The organism is Candidatus Omnitrophota bacterium (assembly GCA_030695905.1).
GTDB lineage: Bacteria > Omnitrophota > Gorgyraeia > 2-01-FULL-45-10 > 2-01-FULL-45-10 > CAZHPY01.
Genome location: JAUYOL010000007.1, coordinates 43,024 through 63,350, shown reverse-complemented (window position 1 = coordinate 63,350; position 20,327 = coordinate 43,024). Strand labels below are relative to the sequence as shown.

Sequence of the window (20,327 nt, the reverse complement as noted above, 5' to 3'; positions counted from 1 at the left end):
ACCTCCTACAGGAAAAGGCTCATTCTCTTCCCTTTATACTCAATCGTAACTTTATCCCTATCTATATCTTCTACGCTGATATCGTTAACTGACTGCCCTTTCATAAGATAATACGTCTTCTGGGCTTTTCTATCTTCTATTATGGCCTGGGCCCTGGCCCCCGGTATTATTCCAACAAGCCCTATATTGCTTTCCGACTGCTCACCTGCTGACTGGGCCCCTGACTGAAATTCAGCAGCGACATAAGTGCCTGCCCCAAATATCTTCTTTCCGGCAACTTTATTTGAATAATAAGAATAATTCCTTGCTTCAATCTTCGCGGTTTTCGGTGCGAGCTGCGCCGGCATCACGCTGCTGGAAAAGCCCGCTATTATAGAATTGGCCTTGCCGGATGCGCGCACAAAAAATATATCCCCGATAAAATATAGAACAGCAATAACCAGGATTATTGCCATGCACCTGTTAAATACCTTCAGAATGCCAGGATCAAATATATTGTTTTTAAAAAAACTACTCTTAAGAATAATCGACACATAATCATCTATCTTACCACTGGGGCTAACGGGCTTGATCCCCATGTCCTTTGCATCAGGCTTGCCTGTGCCTTTTTCAGCGGGAACCTTATCGTGATTACCCTTTATTATTGATAATAATTTTTCTTCCGGAGATATATCTCGCTGCATCTAAATAGACACCTTTTTTATAACTTCATTAACAACCGATTCATCCACCACGCCCTTGCCATTCATCACGAGAAATTCAAGCGCATCATGGCATACCATAGCCGTCTTTCTGGGATATCCCTGGCTATATCCGAATATTAATTTGAGAGAGCCGTCGGTGAATAATCTTTCTGGATCCTCGAGGCCCGCCTGCTTCAACCTGAAGAATATCATCTTTTTCGTCTCTTCTTCATCTAAGGCATTTATTATGTACTTCAAGCCTATTCTGTCATAAAAATTCTTTATTTTTTTTATCCTGGGCAAGAGTTCCATCTGTGCTACTATGACCAGCTGCAAAAGCTTATATTCATTTGTTTCATAGTTTAAGACCGTCCTCAATATTTCAAGAAACGGCGTAGACAACTTTTGTCCCTCATCTATCAACAAAACAACGGTCTTATGCTCATCCACACCTTTTTTAAAAAGATACCTTTCGATCTCTTCTCTGTAATCAAGCGTGGAACGCGAATTAGGTTTTATACCAAACATCTTTGCGAGGCTCGATAAAAATTGGAACTCTGATTTGTAAGAAGGGTCCAGGATTATGTGAAATATATAATCCTGCTCATTGGCAAAATTCTGTAAGAGCGCTCGGGACATCGTTGTTTTTCCTACGCCAACATCTCCCAGTATAAGGCCCAGGCCTCTTTTAAGACGAACTAGTATCTCCAATCTCTGCAATGCGGCATTGTGGGATGATGAACGATAAAAAAATACGGGATCAGGGCTGGTAGAAAAAGGTTCTTTATTTAAACCGAGAACTTCGTAATAACTCATCTCGCCTTCTTTTCTTTTAAGATATCCAAGATACTGCTTAAAGACATTTTTTCTCTTTTGTAGGCTATTATCTTCTTCAGATCTCCTACTGTCAAATCATCAAAATACCTAAAGCGGGTTTCCGGGCTCCTGCCCATCTCTTTTATAAGCCCTAATTTGATATAGTATTTTATGGTATAGATGGATATACCTGCAAGCCTTGCGAGGTCCTTTATTAGATAAATATCTTTCTTTTCCATATTAACTCTCTGGGTAGAGAGCTATACACAACTCTCTATATAGAGAGTATATCATAACATGCTTGTTTGTCAATTGGTTAAGTATATTATCTGGTTTAAGAATAAGGCTGGCTAATCTAACAATATTTTGCTTATAAGGAAGGTGCCTTTTAGAATATCGGCTTGTCCTGATTTAGGGCTTAAAGCAAACCTCTTTACGCTTATCAACGTATCTCTTGGATTTTCTATATCATATAAAAATTTGGAGAATTGACTCATATTTGCCTCCGCGGAAATATCTATCAATATCTCTTTGTAGTGGTCCGCTTTCGTTGTGCCGACAGGTTTTATATTTACTATAAGACATGCGTCATTCCTTGAAAGAGTTTCAATATAGGCAAGTGTATCCGCAACCGCCTGCTCATCACTCTTCATGTGTTTGGCATATTTTGACACCTTAGCATATTCCTCATTAAGCTGTTTTTGATTTGCGAGCATCTTGAACCCTGACTCTAACATATTCACTTTTGACCTAATCTGATTATTCAGGTCTATCCACTTTGCGAATAGCGGCACTATCAGAAGAGCGTACACGATAGATATAGAAACTACCGAAACGGCTACAATCGCAAGGGTCTTTTCTCTTTTATTTAAATTATTTATAAACATCATACCGAATACCTACTTTAATTTAGACAATACCGCGTCTATTTCAAAATCAACCGCTTCCCTGTTTTCAACTATTCGCTTATTGGCATATTTTATCTTAACGCCTTCAAAATAGGGCGAACCTTCTATAGAAGTCACATATTTCAGCACTTCACTCAAGGCCGGCGCATTGCCCCTGACTGTAAGTGTTTTACCGCTCTCGAAATCGATTATATTTAAAGATATGCCCCCGGGCGTTATAGCATAAACTTCGGAAATTACATCTATGGCCAGCGGTTTTCTATCCATCATCTCCTGTATAACTTTTATGTCCTTCGCCATTTTTTTCGCGAAAACAACATCTGGCTCAATCTTCTTTAATTCCGTATTCATCACCGACAGATAAATATGCTTATCGTGCAGTTTCTTTACAGTAATACCGAAAATGATCGCGCATAAAAGCAGTGAAAGGAAGATAGCCGTTATAAAATTATTCTTCGACAACACAAAGCGCGTTTCTTCGTGAACTTCCTTAGGTATAAGGTTTATCTTGATATCTTCCGGCCGCAGTAATAGCCCGAATGACTCCGCAAAAGAAACATTTTCACTTCCTATTTCCACATCTTCGCCAAGAGGCACATTTTCCGTCTGACTTATAATTTCAACCGGCACTTTTACTTCTTTGACAAGCAGGGCCTTTAATACTTCGCATTCATTCTTCTGGCCCGTTAATATAACTCTTCCAATCACGTTAGAAGATTCTTTCTGATAACTGGTTATGGACACCTTTATCTCGCTCGCCATCTTGTCAATTGCTTTAGAATCCTTCATATCAAAGGCAACACCTCTTGTAAATACTAACTTGTCTTTTTCTATAACGTCTACGTCTATATGGTCCCGGTCAAGATTGACTACCATAGCGGTTTCTTTTTCCTTGCCTTCCATTGCCTGCATATACCATAAAAAAAGCGCCTCTGAACTCAAGGATAAATGTTTTAAATTTTCTGTACCGGCCATTTTTAAAATGTTTATAAAATTATTCACGGCCTGGGCCTGCGCTATAGATAGCAGCACTTTAGAATAACCGTCCGCGGTCTTTTCTACTATTCTGTATCCGTATATAACACTCTCATCTGTGTAAGGCAGGTGCTTGATAGATTCAAGCTTCATTATCTTTTCTATTTCTTCATCGCTAATAGAGGGTATTTTGAGAAATCTAGCGGTAACAAGATGCCTTGGTATATTCAACTGCACCTGTTCACGTGCGGAGACCATCGATTGAAACATGTCTTTTATCTGGCCGGCTATCGCTTCAGGATCCTTTCCTGATACAGAGCTGCTCACTATGTTCGTTATCCGTCTTTCTCCTCTTGAAATTTCAGCTTCTACAGCTTTAACAAAACCTTCACAGATCTCTATTGAAACTGCTCGATTGTCCGGCCTGAATAAACTTTTTAGGTTTTCTAATATTCCCGATAAGATACTAATTTTTTATCTCCTCTTTTAATTATACAGGCTATTTTAGCACTTATCTTTGACTTGTCAATCATGCCTTTCGACTCAACTTTAAAATAATTTGATACCGTTGTAAAGTTTTCCAGCCGGGCCACATCATCATTACTAAGATACTGAAATTCTCCCTGCCTGGGTATGCTATAAAATGCTAAATCATCTTTCGTGCCAGCCATATTATCTATGCCATTCCTGTAATCTATTATGCCCTGAACCGCTGTTTCATTTAATCCGAAAGCGAGCAATACCCGCCTGGTTGCAGTATTTATATTGACCTTCCCCTCGCCATACACAGTGACATAATCTTTAACCGCGCTAAATAACTCAGGCGTAACGCCCTTTACAAGCAACAGCTCCTCTATTGCGCAAAACTCGGCATGCTTACACTCATAGGGCGAAGTGAGTGATTTGTAGTAATTGTCATCCAGACCACTGCCCGGACTTCGCCAATTTATTATGGATAACGCGACTTCTTCATTCACCAGGAGATTTCGCAAGACAGCCAGTGATGCTTTATTTATATTAATCTTCCTATCCTCGTCCATCATCCCGTAATAATTTCTTCCCTCTTCATCGTAACTTACAATAAATGTGCCGTCACCCAATTTTTCGGTAAATACATCCTGCACTTCACATTCTGCCGGCAGAACAAAACCGCATTGACGTATGGAATCATATGGACTGTTATCCCTGGATAAAAGCTCCTGTGATTTGAAAATGCCGGACTTTGCAATATGTACACCTTTTAACCTGTCCATATTATACTTACTCAACCGTACTTCAATAGAAACGCGAAACCCTATGCCTATGGCCAAAATGGATAGTATCGTCAGGATCCATAAGCTCGTTATTAGTATGGTGCCTTTTTTATTAAAACGCATCTTCGCCGCCGAGTGTGCCCGTAGGGATAAACACGACCTTGCTATTGTCGCGAACTTTTATCTTTATTCCGCGCGGGATCCTGCCGCTCTCTTTATCTTTGTCGTCCCATTCACTTTTCCACTCATAGCTGTAGTCAATAGGCGAGGACCCCATTTTGTAGCAATACTCAAACGCGAAATCTTTATCTTCGATATCATTTAAAATGTCGGAAAACTTGGCGTAATCTTCTGCAAAACCTTCCAACCTGGTAGCGATGCCTTTTCTTACAGATTTCGCGGTACTATCAAGCTTATATATAACTTTTGCCAACTCCATACGGGAAGGAAATCCCTGTTCTGACACTTCAACCAACGTCATAAAGGACATTTTTCTGCGGTCACCTTCAAAATTTTCTCCATTTTTTAGATATTGGACCGAATTCTTAAGGTCGGATGCTATGGTATTAAAAAACAGCCTTAGAGACTGGTTATCCTGTATCATCGGGCTTACCCTGTACCAGAGCCTCACTCCTGACCTAAAGACAGAATATATACTCACGGCTATTATGGAAAATATCGTTACCGCTATGATCAGTTCTATGAAAGTAAAACCTATATTTTTTCTTCTGTTCATTTCTTATCGTAGAGATAGGTTGTTAAATAATACTTTGTAACATAAGACTTCCGTTCCTGGCGGTCTCTATTCCTCAACACTTCCATAGTCACAAGATTAAGGCCCAGCTTCTGGTTCAGGACAGGATCGTTTTCGAGGCCCACGCTATTTATAGACCAGCGATAGTCTTTGTCATCCGTAAATTCTTTACCGTCCTTAAAGTCTCTTTCTATGCTACATTTTTCTTCAAATTCAAATATCTTACTTTCTAACAATAAAGAAGATACGAACATTACAGACGACCTCTGCAGCGCGTATTTTGCCGTAGTATAGATGCGCGTCACAAACACCAGAGCGCCGGTAATTATAGCTATGCTTACGATTACTTCTAAAAGAAGGAATCCTTTTTTGCTATTCAATATTGACCTCTTTTATCTCGACTTTATTGCCGAATCTTTTAACTATTATAGAAAAACCACTTCTCTTCGACATTACATATATTTTCATGTCATCACAATGGCCGTCAGGATAAAAAATCATTTCCTTCCTGTCGCCGCGAAGCGTCAACCCCTGTGGAATACCAAGCATTTTGCCAAACCTGGATTGAGCCTTTGTATACAAAGGCTCTTTCGCCTGTGTGATTAATTCGAAAAGCTGATATTTGCCTTTGGAGAAGTCAAAAATTATTTTAAAATTTTTTCTCTCCAAAACAGCCATTTCCTGGGCATAATTTATCAGTTTGGAGATATTGTAAGAAGTGTCTTTCGCGGATAAGTTCTGAAAGGTTTTTTTAAATATCGGGACGGAGAGGCCCACTATAACTAATAACAAGAGCGTCACTAATGTTAATTCTATCAATGTTAATCCGGAACTCCGATGCAGGCGGAATATCATTTCTCCTTCTCTTCGTCCCAGCTATTCACCGCTCCTTCTTGGCCCTCCGTGCCGGATCTTCCAAGAGAACTTAAGTCATAATCACCGTGCGTGCCGGGATATTTATAGACATAAGGATTGCCCCATGGATCTATGGGCTTCTTTTTCAGGTATGGCCCTTTCCAATTGGGCGCGCTGGCCGGCTTAACTGTAAGATCTTCCAGTTTTTCCGGATAAACGCCGTTATCGATTTCATAAAGATCAAGCGCTGATGCCAGATTTGCGTTAATGTCGGCGCGGGCCGCCGCTATCTTAGCCTGTTCGGATCTTCCGGCGAGCCTTGGAGCCACCATGGCGACCAAAACACCTATTATTATAACCACGAGCATTAATTCAACCAGCGTAAAACCTTTTTTGTTAGATATCATGGCAATCCTCCAAAATTAAGTACGTTATCTTACAAGAAAATTCATTTCAAATATCGGCAAAAGCATAGCTACGACGATAAAGCCGACTATGCCGCCGAGTGTCAGTATCATAACTGGCTCCAACAAAGACATCATTATCTTTATCGCCTCATCGGATTCCCTCTCATAGCCCTGCGCTATCTTCAAAAGCGACTTTTCCATATGGCCGCCTTCTTCACCTACAGCTATCATGTTAATAACGGAGGCAGGCATTATCTTACCCAAGTTAAGGCTACTGGCAAGGCTTGCCCCCTCCCTAACTGAAAGATACGCCTTTTCTATATCTTCTTTTATAATAGTGTTACTCAATGTCTCCAGGGTAATATTCATGGCCTCGAGTATCGGCACACCGTTTTCCAGGAGCGTAGAGAGCGTCCTTGCAAATCTTGCTATTTCCACTTTTCTTATTAACTGACCGGTCAAAGGAAAGTCCAATTTAAACCGGTCTATCGCGCGCCTTCCTTCGGATGTACGGTACATTTTACGAATTATAATTACGATCGCGGCGCATAGCCCTATAAGCACTAACCAGTATTTTCTAACAACGGTGCTGATGAATAATAATATTTGGGTCGGAATCGGCAGTGCCTGCCCAAAATCGGCGAACATAACAACCATCTTGGGTATGACAAAAGTTATCAGCACCGCTACCGTGGCAAAGCCTACCACGGCCATTAATATTGGATAAGCAAGGGCTGTCTTCACCTTTGTTTGGATCTCAAGCTGTTTTTCATTAAAATCCGACAGCCTTCTTAATATACCCTCGAGCATGCCGCCGGTCTCCCCGGATCTGACCATGCTTACATATAGATTCGGAAATACTTTCGGATGCCTGGATAAAGCATCGGACAAAGGATTACCACTAACGCAAAAATCCTTTACATCTGATATGACTTTCTTCAATCTCTTGTTAACGGTCTGTGACTGTAATATATCCAGGGCCTTTGCTATATTTATGCCCGCCTCCAATAGATCCGACAATTGTCTTGTGAAATCAGTTATATCTTTAAGATTTATTCTTCCGTGGAAAGAAGCCCTGTTATTCACCGATGTGTTCGATATGCCCGACTCCTCTTCCAGTGACAGCAGAAAATATCCGAGCTGGCTTATCTTTTGAACTGCGGCATTTTTTGATTCGGCAACCAAGCCCCCTTTTATTACATCATTAGGGCCTGTTTTAGCTTCGTATATAAATTTGGGCATGAGCTATTCTTCCGAAGATCCTTCCTGTGTTACTCTGATAACCTCACTCGGAGTCGTGATGCCCACAGCTATCTTCTCCCATCCGTCTTGACGCAGCGTCCTCATGCCTAAAGCGACTGCCTTCTTCTTGATCTGATCCGAAGAAGCTCTTTTTAAAACGAGCTCCCGCATAGGCTCGCTCATAACCATTATTTCATAAATGGCTGTCCTGCCCTTGTATCCGGTAAATCTGCATGATTCACAGCCTTTCCCCTCGTATAGTTTTACCTTCGATAAGCTTGGATTATTAATACCGAGTTCTTTCAGTATTTCCTTATCAGGTTTTAATTCTTTTTTGCAACTATTGCATATAACCCTAACCAAACGTTGCGCGACAAAACATTCGACTGCCGATGCCACCAAAAACGGCTCTATGCCCATATCAATAAGCCTTGTAACGCCGCCTGCCGCGTCATTCGTATGTATGGTAGAAAACACGAGATGCCCCGTCAGCGCGACCCTTATAGTTATTTCCGCGGTTTCATAGTCTCTTACCTCGCCCACCATCATTACATCGGGATCATGCCTGAGCATCGACCTCAAAGCATTCGCAAAAGTAAAGCCAATCTTGGGTTGAATCTGCATCTGCATTATACCTTTAAGGCGATATTCTATAGGATCCTCTATAGTTATTATCTTCTTGTCTCTGTCGTTTATTTTACTTAAGGAGGCGTAAAGGGTCGTTGTCTTGCCGCTGCCTGTCGGGCCGGTGACAAATATGATGCCGTGAGGCTTCTTTATCATCTTTTCCATTATCTCCAGATCGGGTTTTAAAAATCCGAGATTTTCAAGGCCGAAGAGTACGTTGGAAGAGAGTATCCTTATCATGACACTTTCACCATATGGCGTAGGAAGTATAGACACTCTCAAGTCTATCTTGTCACTGCCTATCTTTATGCTTATACGGCCATCCTGGGGTAACCTTCTTTCCGCAATATTAAGATTTGCCATTATTTTTATACGAGAAATGATGGACGACTGAAAACTCTTTATTGCGGGGGGAACCTTTGTCTCATGAAGAACGCCATCTATCCTGTATCTTACCATAAGCTCGTCCTCATAAGGCTCTATATGAACATCAGTTGCCCTGTCTCTGTAAGCTTCTAAAAGCACCTGATTCACAAATTTTATTATTGAGGCGTCTTCGACGGATTCTATTAGATCCTGGGTTTCCTGGTATTGAATGCTTACAAGTTTTTCCTGATCCGCGTCAGGCGCCATCTTCTCTATTGTTTCAGCGCCCACACCATAATACCTTTTTATAGCATCCAGGATATCAACCCTACCGGAAAGCACCGTCTTTATATCTTTTTTAAGCAGGAGTTTTATGTCGTCTATAGTATGTATATCGAGCGGATTGGACATTGCGACAGTTATCATATCGCCTTCTACTTTTATTGGCATAAGCTCGTAATAACACGCGAACTTTGCGGGTATTTCATTAATTACGGCAGGGTCTATTGTCACGTCTTTCAACTTTATATATTCTACACCCAGTTGTCCTGCCAATGCGGTATAAAATTGTTCGCTCGTTATGAGCCCCAATTTTATCAATGTCTCGCCTAACAGCTCCTTGTGCTTCTCCTGTTCAAGAAGGGCCCTCTCCAGGCTCTCCATATTTATGAGACCCCTCATTACCAGAAGTTGCCCTATCAGATCAGACTGCAACGCCATTAAAACCCTCCATAACTTACATAATATAGATTATACTCCGCCCTGATTATAGTCAACAGTAATCCTCTACTTTGTGAAATGCGCATCTACATAAGACGCTATCATCTCGCTGACTATATCCGGCGGAATTGCTGAAAAATAATGATCGATGACAACATGGGCCATTTCATGGACCATGACCGAATCTGTCATACTGTCTTCAGAGGTATATATTGTGTTATATTTGTTTACATAGAAAGCCTTGAAATTCTCTTTCCTGTCTATCAGTATGAGGTATACTTCGCTCAATTCACCCATATCCTTAAATATTTTTATTTTCACCTTCTCTACCACGGGATACATGCCAAGCACGCTCCTTACCTCATTAAACAGGCTGTCGAGTCTCTTGCATATCTCTTTAGGGGGGTTAATCTCACTATATACCGATGTCTGGGCCGAAGGCAGTGCTTTTATATTAAGCCTTCTCAACAACATCTTTAAATCTGCTGTTGGGCGATAATAAATTATGAAAAAATCGCTCTCTTCTATATTCCAATCCGTGGTATCGAAGATGGGCTGGGTCTGTGCGGCTGACACACCGGCGCAGGCTAACATAGCAATAATATGCGCTATGAGTATAATGCTCTTTAAAAAGCCTTTGTGTTCCATTGGTAATATAATACCTTATAATGCGGATATTTTCAAATGCGGGTTGATTTATTTTTGGATTGATTTAAGAGCGAGGATTTGAATTAAACATACCAACTATTACTCAAATTGTACCGAGTCTATAAAAACGACTCCTCTTTTACTTCCTCCGGCACTATTTATGCGCCAGCCTTCAAAAACAAAGGTCAGTTGTTTTATGCTGGTTTTATCGAGAGAGGCAAAGGCGGAAAGGGGTACTTCATAGATCTGCCAGTCGGTGCCGCTGATCTGGTCTATGATGACAGCCCTGGCTGCTCCATTGTCCACTAATTCTATCTTTATTTGTTTCGGATTTTCAGCACCGGATTTTGCTTTTACTCTAAGAGTTAGTTTTGTATAAGCGCTGAAATCGTGAGGTAGCGCTATCCAGCCGCTTTTATCTTTTATTGGTTCTACTGTCGTCTTTGCGTTACTAGCCCCGCCAAAAATAAGAAATGTATATGCAAACCCGGTAGTAACATCGTACTCCAATTTTAAACCGTTAGGATATCCGCCGGGATCATATTCATTAATTGCATTCGAAAGGCTATATTTATTAAGGCTCGCCGATGCGCCGTCGCCTGCTCCTGTTCCCATATTACCACCTAACGCACAAACTCCCAACTTATCCCCAAAATGATCAACCCGCACCGCGCTGACAGGCGTAGTTTCAAAAGTAATATTGTCTATATAGATTGTCCCGCTTGTTGCGCTTATATTAGTTGTAGATTGGGAATTTTCAAATACTACAACAAACTCTTTCATTGACTTCCACCCATCCAAATTGGCAAAATTATGAAAAGGTATCGTTACCTTTCGCCAGGTTGTAGTTACGCCGCCGTCCAGATAATCCGTAATATATACCGCGGCTTCGTTTCTACTATAGTAATAGGTATCTGTCCCCTCAGCAAAAGAATATGGTGTCGTGCTGGTATTTTTAAACTGTATCTTGAAAAATTCGCCGCCAACCGCGCCTTTTACCCAGAATGATATGGCAGTATACGCGGTTAATGGCTGCGCTGCCAACCGGCTGTAATAGCCGACGAAACTATTCGCGGCGGTAGCATTATAATCCAGCTTCATGGAATAGCCAGAATATGCATTTGAATCATTAATATAAGACGCCGTGCAAATCGCGTTTGCTGGTGGCGGAACTAATAATGAGCTGCTGAACGTGCCGGTGCCAACACTCCATAGGTTTAGGGGCGCCGCGTATCTAAAGTCATCGAGCAACGGACCGGGTGTCGCAGATTTCGTGGCAGTGCCCACGACAGAAACCGTCCTATCCGTAGCAGCAAGCATAATATTTTGCTGAAATATGGCAGACGTCGCTAAGATAATCCCGATAATACAGGTCTTCTTATATAGCATTCTCATATTATTCATGGGTAATGTCAAAATATATCCTGGCGGAATAATCGCCCGGATTCGCCGAGCCAAACTCACCGCCTAAATAAACGTAAAAAGTGTTATTAACCGGATTCCGGTCACCTAACCCCGGCGGAACAGGCGCGATATATGCCCATTCATTCTTCCTTCCGAAAGCCGCCACTGAATATTCGGCACCGGCAGGGTTCGCAGCCGCCCAGTCTGAATCATTGCGGTCCTTTATATAATTCCATGTCATCTTGGCATCACTGTACACATCGGAAGTCACCCTGCATGTAATGCCGCCTTGTTGTATCGTCGGGTATATGCGCCACATAAGAGCTATTCTGGATCGGCCGTCTGAGCTCATCAGGCCGTTATACTGCCCGTCCAAATATTGCGGGTCGCCGTTATCGTTTTTCGTGTATATCCATATCTTCCAGTTCACAGCGCTGGGAGAATTATAGCTAACGGCCAAATACTGGTTAGCGGGAGCATACGAATTTATCATATCGTTATCAAAACTCATGCCCGTGGAGAGTAAATTATCGTTGACGTTCTTCGCCGCAACGTCAAGCGTGGCTGTCCCGGCCGCATCGTTTATGAAAGATATGTCATCTAAAAATATTGTTACCGCTCCGGACGAAATATTCTTGATGGATAATTTATCCAGATTTACCGGCGATATACCACTGAAGTCGGATAATTTTATCTGCAAATTCTGCCATCCGGCGCTGGCTGTCACCGTGAAAGTTGACGGTCCGGAACCGGCATTCTGCAGGCCCACCTCTATCTTCTCTGTACCGGTTCCATATATCCATATTGACAGGGCGTTTGCCTGGCTTACATTAATACCGGCAAGCCCTATCCATCCGGACTCCTGAGGACTGAGCGTAACTTTTCTTACCGCACCATCCGTCCAATCGTGCCTGTACATTATGAAATATGTAAACTGGGGGCTGGAGTCACCTCCAAAAGAGTTCGGATCCCTGCCATCCCTGTAATCAACATCGTAAGCACCCGTTGTTTTTGAAGCATCCACTGAACGATCGCTTTCGGTAGACGGATCGGCATCCGCATATGCCGTAACAGTATAATAGTAGACGGTGTTATTCGCAAGGCCCGCATCCTGATGTTGTGCCGAAATCAAAGGCGCGCTGTTTATCTTCGTATAAACTCCTCCTTTGGCTTGACTACGATAAATATTATACCTGACATCTATGCCATTAACAACCTGCCACCTGAGATTTATCTTATCCGAACCAAGGGACGCTGCCGACAACCCTTGCGGCGGATTAAATTTTGAGGGATTGGCCGCTGTCAAGCTCATGCCGTCCCAGCGTATCCACTCACCGGGTGCCGCCCCGCTTACCCCGGGATGATAAATGGTTATCCTGTTCCATCCGTTAACCAATTGAAAGCCGGGTGTAGTTATCTGGCTGGCCGGTGTTACGGAACCATTAAACACATACCTGGGCGCGCTATTAACAAATATCTGTATATTTGTATTCGCATCTTTCTGCGTATCCAGGGCTTTTAATGTAAGAGAGGCATATTCAGCGGTAGCCGTATTCGTGTAAAATAGTATATCCGTGAAATTTTCAACATCCTTATCTACCGCTTGCTCGAAACTGGAAATAGCGGCGCCAACAAAGTACGTGTCATCAGCCCTGTATTCGCTCCCAAACAACACTTTCGGATTAACTGTTTCGTTCCTGGCAAATGACCACACATTATTCTCGTATGGCGTCGATACTTCAATGTTCTTCCACGCAAGCCATGTGGCGTTCGCTGTCGCACCCTGCCATTCAAGCGTAATAGTATTTTCACCCTCAATCAGACCGCTGCTATCTATCGGGATATACTTCATAAGATCAGGATCTTTCCCGTCGCTATTGTACGCGAATTCCACGCTAAACGGATCGGCGTTATTAACCTTGATCGCTACACTCACAACGTGGCTCGGCAATTCTTTATTCATAAATGAATGCACGGACAATAGATAAGGATCGTCCTGGACGGTATTCAAATCAAATTTGACTTGATATTGCGTGTGCTCAGCATCGATCTTCCCCATATGGAAACTGGAAACATCAGAAATATCGTCCACAAATAGATGGTGTGTTTTATCCGTAGTAAGCCCGTCTATCTGCTGTATTCTGGATTTCAGCGTTACCCCCGGCGCTATTTCAAAATTAGAGAAATTATCCCATATCAGGCCGCTCTTCTGATTTTCGGCCATCACAAGCGCAATGCCTACATCAATGCCGCAATAGAAGATAGATACTGGCGACGGGGTATCGTTTAAACTGCCGCCAAGTTTGAACGAGTTGACAAAACCATAATCACCCCATATTGGGTAATTGTAATCGTCGTACAATTCTTTCATCTTGTTTAACGCGCGCATAACCTCATCCGGCAAGAACGGCAAGGAGCCGGCGACAGCAGCGGGGAATACGGTCCCGTCGGGATCGGTTACCGCAAGTCCTGCCGGCGGCGCTCCATAAACGCCATAGTTAAGGCCATCTGTGTAACCGGCCGTTAATCCCCAAAGATCTTCTTGGGCGGCAAACTTATTAATAAAATAATTGCAAAACTGCTTATTCGCCCTTGTTGCCTCGACTGAATTATCCCACCAATTTACTCCCTGCCCGTCATATAGAGGATTGCCTGAGGCATCTTTAAAATTGAAGAACGCCTGAGTGTACTGATATTCGAACAATGCACCGTCCCACGACTTTACTATAGGATTGCTATTTTGGCCGTAATTACCAAGCTCTCGTCGAATTGTGTAAAACACGTCTGCCGGAACAGCGTAATTATCTGCGGGCGAAACGGTCGCCAACAGGTACAGAATGAGACTTTCGTTCGTATAATCCCAGTGGCCATAAAATCCGCCGTTTGCAACAGTCTCCGGATCCCATGCATGATAGATATTATTATATGATGGGTTGACTGCGTCGTGGTGATTCAGGACTATAGGGTTCGTGTCAAGAAACGCTTTCCAGTTCACGTTGCGATATATATCCATAGCCTTATTTTTAAGGTCGCCTCCAAAATGATTCCCCGCTGTTATAGCCCCCGCAACGACTATCGCCGTATCAATGGTAGAAACTTCTGATCCGGAATAACGTTCGCCGGTATCTATGTCAACAAAATGATAGAAGAACCCGTCCTTGCCCCACTTTGCCCATGTGGCCTGGTCATCAGGATTTTGTTTGCCTTGAATATCCAGTAATTTGTCCATTATCAGAGTTGCCCGTGCCTCTAACTGGTCATGCGTGACTGTGCCGGCAATATTGGGATCATTATCCGCCGCACATAGGGCTGCCAATTGGAAGCCGGTTGCCGCCAGGCTCGCCCTGTTGTAGTGAACGTCAAAAGCGGCGGTGCGGTCTTCACTCTTTACTGCGAGTCTGTCACGAGTAAATCCTGTCTCAGGATTATCGGTCTCATTCCAGAAATAGTTGAAAGATTTCTGTATGATCTGGTCACTGATACTGAGGCTTGAAACAAAGCTTGCCGAGATCGTGTGAGCGGCCGTTACATTATTAAAGGTATATGTTCCGTTTGAGAGGGTTACGGCCAAGCCATCTACAAGCACCTGATCGATGCTGTATCCTGTATCGGCTGTAACTGTAAATGTCTGGTTTGTGCCATAGGCGACACTTACTGTACCCGACGGGCTGATAGAGCCGCCCGCTTGCGCCGAGGCTGTGATTGCGACTGGCGGTATCACGGTAAAGTTCGCGGTGACCGTCTTATTGGCGTTCATGGTGATAATAGCGGGGTTCGTCGTGCCTGATACATCGCCTGACCAGCTGTTAAAGGTATATCCGGTATCCGGCGTAGCGGTAATCGCAACCTCTTCACCGGCGGAATAAGTCGTCTTGTTGGGATTCATGCTTACCGAGCCATTGACCGCATTGATGGTCAAGGTGTATGCCGGGATAACGGTAATATTGATCGTCCAGCTACGCGTAACCGCGGCATTATGCCCATCGCTTACTGAAACCTGCAGCGCATGATTTCCCACACTGGCTGACCCGGCAAATGCGCTTGAACTTAAAGCAGCTCCGCTGGACAGAACATTGTCATCGAATTTCCATGTATATGAAATGGAATCGCCCACATCGGGATCGCTCGCTGTGACCGCGAAATTAAAAGCTCCTCCGGCGTTAGGATCTATGTTTATGGCGGATTCCTGCGGTTCATAACCTATTATTTGAGGAGGCCTATTTTGCGTAACACCGACGCTTACATCCCAATAAACAGAATCGTTGCCGGTGCCGTTTTCCACCCTCGCCTCAATTATATTTTCCCCTATCCTCGGGACTATGAATATAAGCGAAGACTTAAAGCCGCTTACCGACTTTACTTGAACGCTGTTCAAGAACCACTTGAATGTAAGCGCGCCGCCGGTCGGATCGTACGCAATTATACCGAACTGTACTATTTCGCCGATACCCAAATTCAGGTCAAGCTCTTTCGGTATATAGCTATCTATTATGGGAGGCAAGCCCACTACGGTAATGGTTATATCCTCAAAGGCCTCCAAAGCCGCCGGCGTATCTTCTCTTGCTATAAAACGCACATTTTTATGCTGGCCTATATCATTTGCGGCTGGAACCCACCTGAACATTTTCGATAGGAAAGCGGCTCCGTCCGGCAGATTTTCGGCTAAAAATATCAGCGCGTCGTCGTTGGGGTCTGAACCTGTTACATTAAACTCCAGTTTTTTGCCAAACTCGATCTTTCTGTCTCCTATGCTGTCCAGGACAGGCGCTTTGTTAGAAGCGCTATTTATGAGAAAACGCAATGAGTTGCCGGCGACTATTATATCCAGGGCGCCGTCGCCGTTTATATCGGCGACCTGCACATCCTTACCCCCCAAGAGAGCGGGTATGCTTTTATAATCCGGAAGCTTTATGGAGCCTTCCGTAAATGAGCCTTGTCCGTCATTAATCAATAGCGACATCTTATCTTCGCCCAGCATCACTATGTCAAGATATCCATCTCCGTTAACATCTCCTAACTTCGTATCTTTGGATACAAAATAGTTAGTTGGTATGCGCGCAGATGTTTCATCCGTAAATATGCCCGCGCCGTCATTTATAAGTATTGAGTTCTGGTCATGGTTTGCCACTACTACATCGATATCACCATCACCATCGACATCTCCGTAATCAAGAACTTCGCTATATTCGTTATCTCCAGGCAGCATTATCTCTGTATTATCAGTAAATTGACCCAGTCCATTATTTACATACACACGATTTCTCAGGCTACTTGTGTCTACCACCTCATTGTTAGCCGTAATAATATCAACTGCGCCATCGCTATTTAAATCACAAAATCGGATATCGGAACTACCATCTATTACGCCCGGCAGATTAAAACCGGCATCTTTTGAGAACACGCCGCCTGAATTGTTTATAAGCAGGATATCTCTGGTATTTTTGTTGGCAATTATTATATCGGGCGCGCCATCACCATTTGCATCGCCTAAATCCAGACTAACCGCATTCCCGGAAACTGCTGGTAGATTTAATGCAGTAACATCGCTAAAACTCCCTAAGCCGCTATTTAAAAGGATTCTGACAGACTGGCCGCTTGAATAAGCCAATACTATATCCTGATGGCCGTCTTGATTCGTGTCCCCGAAGACCGCATCGGTAATAGATGACGGGTCGGCTATCGCGGGCAACGTGGAAGATGTTTCATTAGTAAAGTTGCCGTTACCGTCATTTATTAAAACATAAACCGAACTCAAGAAGGTATCAATCATAAATAAATCCAGATCGTTATCATTGTCTACATCGGCTGTCCTTACAACGGGTAAATCCGTTATAGCAAGGCCTGCCGGTAATATGTTTTGGGTGTCATCTGCAAATATATTACCACTCGTATTTTTAAGTATGTCGAAAAGAAATAAATTGCTTGGTGTGCCGTTTACGCTTACCGATAAATTTGTAAAGCCTGCGGAAAGACCCTGTGGAATTGTTGCTCGAAGCTGATTTTTAGATACATAAGTTGCGGAGGAGGAACTAACGTTTCCAAACTTAACCACATTGTTTGATAAATTACTGTCGAAACCCGCTCCTTGAATTATAACGCTTGTTCCGGCAATGCCACTATTAGGAGTTATGCTTGCTATAAATATATTACTCGGGCTCGGGCTGGATTGCGCCGTCAAGGTCTCTATACTATTATTGTTGTCTGTTATTGCGTTGGTATTAGTATTGCCGGTAGAATCTTCAGGCAGAACAGTACCTGTCATACCATAAACTATAGTTTCAACAGGGGCAGGTGCGGGCTGTTGGTTATCGGTCACGGGGGTGGCAGTATTTTGCAACTTAATGTCAGCAGGTGCACCTGCTACAATATCTTGGATATTATCATCCGCAAGGGTATCATTTGCAATAAGCTCTACCGGAGATGGAATGCTGCTTGAAGATGGGATTTGACTTTTCATAACTTGCCGCGATAAGGCTGAAAGACCTGCGGCCACCGGCGGCGGCAACATACTTTGAAGCGAGTGATATGCTTCGGCAACTATCGGCTTAGCGTCATGCGCAAGGTTCACCACCCCCTTATCTTTGAATGAGATAAGGCTGGCTATGGTTCCTATTACCAGAAGTGCGATCCTCAGGTTACGCAATTAATCATCCCCTTAAGCCTACTGTGTAGCACACATTTAAAAAGAGACCGTTCCATCTTTTTTAACGATGAAACTCATCTTCTTTTCTATTTTTTTGTCCAGCTTATATAACTTTCCATAATCAAGCGTTATCATAGCTTCGTATTTTCCCTGCGTTATGTCCTTTTTATCCCACAAAACCTGATAGCTTTCTTTTCCACCGGCATAAGCCGGAAATCCTCTTTCGATATTCAGATCATGCTTACTGCCGTCTTCTCCCGTTATCACGATAGAGCCGGTAGGCCTGATATGAACATTGCTATTGTTCTCAACATTTATGGTGAAAACGATACCCCTGTCAACTATGCCGCTATTTGTCTTCTGCTCAAACCTATCTATGCGAACATCTGATATCGAACATTCCAGGCGCATTGTATCGGCGAAGGCCGCGTAAAGAGAGACGCCATTCCTGGTGGTTATGTTCATCATGCCTTTGGGAGAGGTCGTGGCGAAAAATATCATCGCCGATAATTCTCCCCCGTGGTTAGTGGGGGGATTTATCGCGAACTGCACCTTTTTCCGTTCCTGCGGGACTATATCAAATTCCATCGGAGTTACAGTCAGCCATTTATCAACAGATATATCGTTCTTTGGCGTTGCTGATCTGGGCCATTCTTCAGGCTGTACCAACACGTGCACTGACTCGCCACCTTCGTTTATAACATTATAAACGCCGTTCGTAGCGGTGTCGGGACTAGCCACAAGCTCGATGCTTTCCGGATCAACTACAAGAGCCGCATAGCACGAACTGTGGCTTAAGAACAGACATGACATTGTAAGCAGCATAATGGCCAATATTCTTGTAATACGCATCCCAGGCACTATTATCCTCTCTTATCTACTTTTGTTCTGCCCCGTCAGAACCAAAGGTTCTAACAGGGCTCGCTCGTTAACAATCGTACTGCAAACAAAAAATACGGCTACTATGGGTGATACAGGTCGAAGTAGATCGTGCCGCTGTAAGATCCGGCCGACGCCGGTGCCGCAGGAGTCACCCCGCCTGTTGTAAACAGACCGGCGACATATACCGCGATAGTGCCATTTATAGGATCGCCCCTATACTGATTCGGGCCTGAAGCTGTATTTGTCGGATCTACACACACACCACCGCCACCTACTACAGGACCAAACGCCACGTTAGGGTATCCATTTGTGAAAGCTCCATTGTAGGTGTTACCCCCTACCACTATCGGTGTGTCCCATGACTCGTTAGAAATTTCATCGATAGCAGGAGTGAGCGGATTATCCACGTTCGTTGCAGGATCATCTTCATCCCTTATATCCTTAACAAAGTTGTATGAGGTTTGAAAATTGATCGCCGACGCTACTGGAGCCGCAGAAACGGGATCCTTCGCAACCCACTTTAGCGGAACCGTATTATACGGCGCAACAGAACCGGCTACCAAACCGCCCTTTGCATAAGAACCATTTGTTGGGTTAGAAGCCTTGGTAGGTATCTGCGTGTTGTTGGTGTAGATGTCTATCTTCCACGGGTTATAGTTACTTGAATAGGTGAGCACAACTCTCTTACTGGCCGGAACTGTAGGAAACGCGTCCGCATTAGTCGTCCCATACGTAAACGCTGACGCATCCTTAGTCAGTGACGTAGCACCAGTGATACTGGCACTCGCGGTTACAGACACAGTCTTGTCTGTTGTAGCAGCTTGAGCAGTGATGGCAAAGCACACCACTACAACAAGAGCCACTGAAATTAAAGTCAATTTCCTCATTGTAATATCCTCCTTTTTGAATTTACTTTTTAGTGTTTCTGTCTTCATTTTTTTCACCTCCCTTCCTGAAGATAAATTTACTTAAACCGTTTTTTGAAAATTTTAAACTTTCTTTACCTACTTAAATAATACCATATGACATACTATATTCAACGAATTAAAACAAACTTTTTTGTTATTTAACAGCACGAGAAAACAAGCACAATGGCCCTAAAATTGTCCGAATTTAATCAGCGCTGATGCTGTCTCTTGTCCCG

General features: G+C 43.3%; 17 protein-coding genes. All 17 read right to left on the bottom strand.

Annotated features, from left to right (window positions below; translation table 11 throughout):
• Positions 1–5 precede the first annotated feature (5 nt).
• Complete coding sequence (locus Q8R38_01700) at positions 6–683, bottom strand: type II secretion system protein N (protein ID MDP3790740.1); 678 nt, start codon at positions 681–683, stop codon at positions 6–8.
• Positions 684–1,499: an AAA family ATPase gene (locus Q8R38_01695; GenBank protein MDP3790739.1), complete on the bottom strand. Its 816-nt coding sequence runs from the start codon at positions 1,497–1,499 to the stop codon at positions 684–686.
• On the bottom strand, positions 1,496–1,738 hold the full coding sequence (locus Q8R38_01690; GenBank protein MDP3790738.1) for a MerR family transcriptional regulator: 243 nt from the start codon (positions 1,736–1,738) through the stop codon (positions 1,496–1,498). The genes Q8R38_01695 and Q8R38_01690 overlap by 4 nt, the downstream gene beginning before the upstream one ends.
• A 111-nt stretch (positions 1,739–1,849) precedes the next feature.
• Entirely contained in the window at positions 1,850–2,389 is a 540-nt protein-coding gene (locus tag Q8R38_01685; GenBank protein MDP3790737.1) for a hypothetical protein, read from the bottom strand.
• Between the two features lie 9 nt (positions 2,390–2,398).
• Positions 2,399–3,709 (bottom strand): pilus assembly protein PilM, encoded by a 1,311-nt coding sequence (gene pilM, locus Q8R38_01680; protein MDP3790736.1) that lies wholly within the window; start codon positions 3,707–3,709, stop codon positions 2,399–2,401.
• Positions 3,710–3,828: 119 nt separating this feature from the next.
• Positions 3,829–4,758, bottom strand: a complete 930-nt coding sequence (locus tag Q8R38_01675) for a type II secretion system protein GspK (GenBank protein ID MDP3790735.1) — start codon at positions 4,756–4,758, stop codon at positions 3,829–3,831.
• Positions 4,748–5,371 (bottom strand): prepilin-type N-terminal cleavage/methylation domain-containing protein, encoded by a 624-nt coding sequence (locus Q8R38_01670; protein ID MDP3790734.1) that lies wholly within the window; start codon positions 5,369–5,371, stop codon positions 4,748–4,750. The genes Q8R38_01675 and Q8R38_01670 overlap by 11 nt, the downstream gene beginning before the upstream one ends.
• Positions 5,368–5,769: a type II secretion system protein gene (locus Q8R38_01665; protein ID MDP3790733.1), complete on the bottom strand. Its 402-nt coding sequence runs from the start codon at positions 5,767–5,769 to the stop codon at positions 5,368–5,370. The genes Q8R38_01670 and Q8R38_01665 overlap by 4 nt, the downstream gene beginning before the upstream one ends.
• On the bottom strand, positions 5,762–6,244 hold the full coding sequence (locus Q8R38_01660; protein MDP3790732.1) for a hypothetical protein: 483 nt from the start codon (positions 6,242–6,244) through the stop codon (positions 5,762–5,764). Before Q8R38_01660 ends, Q8R38_01665 begins: the two co-directional genes overlap by 8 nt.
• A complete protein-coding gene (gene gspG, locus Q8R38_01655) occupies positions 6,241–6,651 on the bottom strand; it encodes a type II secretion system major pseudopilin GspG (protein MDP3790731.1) in 411 nt (136 codons plus the stop codon). Before gspG ends, Q8R38_01660 begins: the two co-directional genes overlap by 4 nt.
• A gap of 24 nt (positions 6,652–6,675) precedes the next feature.
• A complete protein-coding gene (locus tag Q8R38_01650; GenBank protein ID MDP3790730.1) occupies positions 6,676–7,893 on the bottom strand; it encodes a type II secretion system F family protein in 1,218 nt (405 codons plus the stop codon).
• Between the two features lie 3 nt (positions 7,894–7,896).
• Positions 7,897–9,606, bottom strand: a complete 1,710-nt coding sequence (locus Q8R38_01645) for an ATPase, T2SS/T4P/T4SS family (GenBank protein MDP3790729.1) — start codon at positions 9,604–9,606, stop codon at positions 7,897–7,899.
• Positions 9,607–9,672: 66 nt separating this feature from the next.
• A complete protein-coding gene (locus Q8R38_01640; protein ID MDP3790728.1) occupies positions 9,673–10,254 on the bottom strand; it encodes a hypothetical protein in 582 nt (193 codons plus the stop codon).
• A 99-nt stretch (positions 10,255–10,353) separates the two neighbouring features.
• Positions 10,354–11,658, bottom strand: coding sequence for a hypothetical protein (locus Q8R38_01635; protein MDP3790727.1), 1,305 nt, complete (start codon positions 11,656–11,658; stop codon positions 10,354–10,356).
• Positions 11,651–18,301: an FG-GAP-like repeat-containing protein gene (locus Q8R38_01630; protein ID MDP3790726.1), complete on the bottom strand. Its 6,651-nt coding sequence runs from the start codon at positions 18,299–18,301 to the stop codon at positions 11,651–11,653. Before Q8R38_01630 ends, Q8R38_01635 begins: the two co-directional genes overlap by 8 nt.
• Before the next feature lie 36 nt (positions 18,302–18,337).
• On the bottom strand, positions 18,338–19,153 hold the full coding sequence (locus Q8R38_01625) for a hypothetical protein (protein ID MDP3790725.1): 816 nt from the start codon (positions 19,151–19,153) through the stop codon (positions 18,338–18,340).
• A gap of 110 nt (positions 19,154–19,263) precedes the next feature.
• On the bottom strand, positions 19,264–20,070 hold the full coding sequence (locus Q8R38_01620) for a hypothetical protein (protein MDP3790724.1): 807 nt from the start codon (positions 20,068–20,070) through the stop codon (positions 19,264–19,266).
• Between the last annotated feature and the right edge of the window lie 257 nt (positions 20,071–20,327).

Coding starts and splice junctions, on each gene's coding strand:
- Q8R38_01670 (MDP3790734.1), bottom strand. CDS start 5,371: ATGAACAGAAGAAAAAATATAGGTTTTACTTTCATAGAACTGATCATA.
- Q8R38_01700 (MDP3790740.1), bottom strand. CDS start 683: ATGCAGCGAGATATATCTCCGGAAGAAAAATTATTATCAATAATAAAG.
- Q8R38_01650 (MDP3790730.1), bottom strand. CDS start 7,893: ATGCCCAAATTTATATACGAAGCTAAAACAGGCCCTAATGATGTAATA.
- Q8R38_01640 (MDP3790728.1), bottom strand. CDS start 10,254: ATGGAACACAAAGGCTTTTTAAAGAGCATTATACTCATAGCGCATATT.
- Q8R38_01660 (MDP3790732.1), bottom strand. CDS start 6,244: ATGATATTCCGCCTGCATCGGAGTTCCGGATTAACATTGATAGAATTA.
- Q8R38_01690 (MDP3790738.1), bottom strand. CDS start 1,738: ATGGAAAAGAAAGATATTTATCTAATAAAGGACCTCGCAAGGCTTGCA.
- Q8R38_01620 (MDP3790724.1), bottom strand. CDS start 20,070: ATGAGGAAATTGACTTTAATTTCAGTGGCTCTTGTTGTAGTGGTGTGC.
- gspG (MDP3790731.1), bottom strand. CDS start 6,651: ATGATATCTAACAAAAAAGGTTTTACGCTGGTTGAATTAATGCTCGTG.
- Q8R38_01625 (MDP3790725.1), bottom strand. CDS start 19,153: ATGCGTATTACAAGAATATTGGCCATTATGCTGCTTACAATGTCATGT.
- Q8R38_01685 (MDP3790737.1), bottom strand. CDS start 2,389: ATGATGTTTATAAATAATTTAAATAAAAGAGAAAAGACCCTTGCGATT.
- Q8R38_01675 (MDP3790735.1), bottom strand. CDS start 4,758: ATGCGTTTTAATAAAAAAGGCACCATACTAATAACGAGCTTATGGATC.
- Q8R38_01695 (MDP3790739.1), bottom strand. CDS start 1,499: ATGAGTTATTACGAAGTTCTCGGTTTAAATAAAGAACCTTTTTCTACC.
- Q8R38_01635 (MDP3790727.1), bottom strand. CDS start 11,658: ATGAATAATATGAGAATGCTATATAAGAAGACCTGTATTATCGGGATT.
- Q8R38_01645 (MDP3790729.1), bottom strand. CDS start 9,606: ATGGCGTTGCAGTCTGATCTGATAGGGCAACTTCTGGTAATGAGGGGT.